The 3991-nt window shown below is 42.2% G+C and carries 3 protein-coding genes and 1 pseudogene; 2 read left to right on the plus strand and 2 right to left on the minus strand.

All coding sequences use genetic code 11. The features are described from left to right. On the plus strand, positions 1-1312 hold a 1312-nt coding region (locus tag AB4653_RS22805), incomplete at its 5' end, for a hypothetical protein (RefSeq protein WP_372105393.1). A 237-nt stretch (positions 1313-1549) separates the two neighbouring features. Here AB4653_RS22805 and AB4653_RS22810 read toward each other — a convergent pair. Continuing rightward, positions 1550-2557 (minus strand): tetratricopeptide repeat protein, encoded by a 1008-nt coding sequence (locus AB4653_RS22810; RefSeq protein WP_009846981.1) that lies wholly within the window; start codon positions 2555-2557, stop codon positions 1550-1552. A 285-nt stretch (positions 2558-2842) separates the two neighbouring features. Continuing rightward, positions 2843-3298 (minus strand): Lrp/AsnC family transcriptional regulator, encoded by a 456-nt coding sequence (locus AB4653_RS22815; protein WP_009846980.1) that lies wholly within the window; start codon positions 3296-3298, stop codon positions 2843-2845. A 142-nt stretch (positions 3299-3440) separates the two neighbouring features. On the opposite strand from AB4653_RS22815, the pseudogene AB4653_RS22820 reads away from it, so the two are divergent. After that, positions 3441-3991: pseudogene (locus AB4653_RS22820) on the plus strand (Cys/Met metabolism pyridoxal-phosphate-dependent enzyme); the annotation flags it as partial.

A 3991-nucleotide genomic window follows, 5' to 3' on the forward strand; every position in this document is an offset into this window, starting at 1 on the left:
CGATTCTTATATTGACGGAAGTGGGCTTAACGTACTGGCTGATTTTGCTGAAACCTTTGACCAAAGAACTTACGAGTTAGAGCAGAAACAATTCGACCGGTGGGAGGCGTTTTGGGACATTGTGAGCGGTAGGCAAAACAGCTCTATCATCCAAAAAATCAGCGCCACTTTTGCTTGGTTTGCTGGGTTTGTTCTTGACTTCACAAACCAAACCATCAATGCAACCATCACGACATATTTAAAAGAACTAGCATCACTTATTGATGCCCCCGAAACCAGCCAAACTAGAATGCAGCATCATCTTTTAAATGACTCTCTTACGTGGAAAGGAAAAAAGCTCATTTACATCGCGCATTCACAAGGGAACTTGTGGGTAAACGAATCGTACAAGCATGTTACATCTCAATACGGTTACAGTGCCGATAACATTCGCGTCGTTCACATCGCTCCCGCTTCTCCAACCCTTAGCCCAGACAGTGATTATATTTTATCGGCCTCAGACCTTGTGATTAATTTGCTTAACTTTACAGGGATAGGCAGTGTTCCGCCTCCCAACACCACGATAGCACCGAGTAAATTAGACATTACTGGACACGGACTCATTCCTATTTACCTCACTCACCCCAAATCCATTGAGAAAATCAAAGCGTCGGTCGATAAAGCTTTCACGTCTCTTACTAAACCCGAGATGGAAGATTTTTTGTTTAAAATTGAGTTCGATTATAGTGCGAGCTATGACTCACTTCATGATAATCCTGTTTATGAAATTGTTGACGCTAATAAAACTGATGATTTTGGGTCTTACCTAAGGTTTCCTTCTTTTTATCTCAGCCCGAAAAATGAATCTTGGCCTAAGAAGACGGTGGATTCTTATATACAAGATGAAGATAGATTGCCATTTAGAGTTGAGAACAATGCTGTGGTTTTGTTTGATACTTGTAAAAGCCCGAACGAGGCAATGAATGACATTCCATCGATTCCCTCGCAAGACACTTATATGTTCGTACAATGGCGAAATTTAAAACGCTTTGAGCTAGGTACATTTAAAGATATTTGGAGGTCAAGAAAGATGACCGATAGATATGGATTGGTAGATGAAACCCCAATAGCATTTCGAGATATGGACGACGACTATTTCATTTGTGCTGGGGATGGAGATGCTATTGAACTAGAAGCAACACAACACTTTTATAATGAGGAGCAACGTCAGTATTTAGTCACTCAGCATTTGTCTGGACGCTATGATGTGTCGGCACGTTATGCTGTACCTTTTCAAAGTTTTCATCCTACTAATCTCTGTCAAGGCCATTGATTACTAGCTACGTTGAAGGTTCAGGCTATGTCCATATGCTAGAGCAACCAAAGCAGTTTAATGAAAAGTTGATGAAAGCGGCTAAGTTGGTGGAGTCGGGGGACAACCTTTCGATAGATAAAACTAAGGCCTCGTGTGTGTGAGGCCTTAGTTTTGAGGCTGTTACAATAAACCGATCTCTAACGGGTAATTGGATAGAAGTGTTCTAGTCCATGACAATTAGAGTCGTTACTATCCTTACCAGATATCTTCGATTAAAGAGTCTTTAAGCTGCGCAGCTGCGGCAATGTTTTCTTTCGACATGTACTGTTTCACGTCGATTATCTCTTTCTCTGCATCCGAGTTTCCGTATTCCTGCGCGACTTCAAACCATGCTAGCGCTTTAACAAAATCGCTCCATGTACCGTGACCATTACGGTAGGCGTAACCAACGGAATATTGACCATAATCGTTGCCCTGCATTGCGGCGTGAGTGTAATACTCTAATGCTTTTTTTGCGTCTGTAGTTTTGAAACCACACGGTTTTTTGTATCGCGTAGAAGAGTAAATATCACCCATCTTCACATAAGAAAGTGTATGTTCATCTTCTTCAATGGCTTTGCTAAATAATTGCATCGCTTTAGAGCAACTCTTTTCAACGCCTTGTCCATTTAGGTAAGAAATACCCAAATTGTACATAGCACTTGCATCGCCTAAGTTAGCCGATTGCTCAAACCAATACGCAGATTTGGAGAAGTCTTGAGTGACGCCTTGACCTTCATCGTATGAAAATGCGAGTTGATACATAGCGTCAGAATACCCCGCTTTTGCAGAAGCTAGGTAATAATCGTTGCCTTTCTTTAGGTCGACAGGTGTACCTTCACCATCAAAATACATTACGCCTAATGAGTAGAGCACATAAGGGTCTTTGCTGGTTTCAGCTTTGTGGTACCAAGCCAGTGCTTTTTCGTATTGCTCTTCGTAGTAATAATTATCTGCCAAGGTAATCATCGCTTTTACCTCACCAGATTCCGCTACTTGATTCATGTACTCATATCCCCGTTGTAAGTTCTCTTCATACATTGAATCTTCAATTAAAAGGTTAGCAGCCTGCATTAGCAATTCGTTATCGCTAGACGTTTCTGCGTTCTTTAAAAGTGCGAGTTCTTCGCCTTCAAAAGCTTCTATCTCAAGATCGTATGCAAAAGTGCTAGCGGATAGCAGCAGCGACAGTGACGTTAAAAAAGTACAACTTTGTTTTATCATTTAAGCCATTTCTTATATTAGTAATGTTTCACATGAATATAACAAAACAGCTTTGAAAATAAAGGAAATTTCGGGATATCGAAAACCGAATTCACGACAATGAGACCTAGGGCATCTCAATATACTGGAAGCAACCAAGACTGGTTAATAAACGTTGACCCAAGCGATTAACTCTATGGCTTAGGCGCGGAAACTAGGTGGCACTGACTCAGTAGCAATGGACAGAGCTCTATATGTGCCGATAATGATCTAGAGGTCTTTAAACCCAAGTTATCGTGACACTCATTACCTGACTGGCAGCTTGGTCTTTGTTTTTACCTGACCGAAGGCGAAGCTGGATTCAATCGAAGCAATATTGGGCAGGCGGGTTAATTGCTTGCGGATAAACTGCTCGTAGCTTTTTAGCGACTCGCTGACTACATGCAATAGGTAGTCGTGATTGCCCGTCATTAGAAAGCACTCTAACACTTCATCAATCACTTCGATGTGCTGTTCAAAGTCTCGCATGTTCTCTTCTGTCGGCTTTTCAAGTTTCACCAACACAAACACATTGACTGGCAGGCCACACGCTTCTTGGTCAACACTGGCGTGATAGCCGCGAATAATCCCTTGTTTCTCTAATGCTCGAATTCGGCGTAAGCAAGGAGAGGGCGACAGTGCCACGCGATCAGCCAACTCTTGATTAGTCAGCCGAGCGTTGCTTTGCAGTTCAGCCAGTATTTTCTTATCGATCTCATCCATTGGCATATTCCATCAATATTGAATTTAGTTTGGCAATATTATTGCTCAAAGTGTATGTCTTACTTCGTAAATAGCAATTTTTAGCATCTGCACAAAACTAAAATTAAAGGAGGAACAACAAGCATGGAATGACTTAGGAACTATGAATACTTCAACTCAACTTAGCCCGCTGCGTAAAACTACCAAACACGAACAAGCAGAAGCCCTTGCCATTGAGCAAGCCAAGCATTTTGGTATCGACCCAAACAGTGATTACGGCGTCACGCTTATCGAACTGGCGACGACACTGTACAAAGCCAATACCAAGACACTCGATCTTTGGGCATTGACGGTTGATGGCCTTTCAGAGCTCGATAAGAGCGACCGAATCGCTTGGTTTAACGCCAAACGTTTTTTGTCATTCCAGATCGCTAAGATCCTCGACAATCTGCAAAACCCAATGCGCGCCACTTACCAGTCTATTGCCACCAATAATGGTAATTTTGCATCCAAAGGTGCGTATCCTATCTTCGATAATGTCGCTGCTATTTTCTCTGCGAGCCCTGTGATTACACGTACCGCGACCTATTTGTTTGCGTGTACAGAATGGATTGAAGATGCGTTTAATGGTAAGGAGCCGCTGCACGATATTTACTCTCGACTGCTTAACCCAACATCGATTTCACTGGCTAACCACATGGTTGATATTGAGGC

Origin of the sequence: Vibrio sp. 10N.222.48.A3, from assembly GCF_041475345.1 — a bacterium.
Lineage (GTDB): Bacteria > Pseudomonadota > Gammaproteobacteria > Enterobacterales > Vibrionaceae > Vibrio > Vibrio tasmaniensis_A.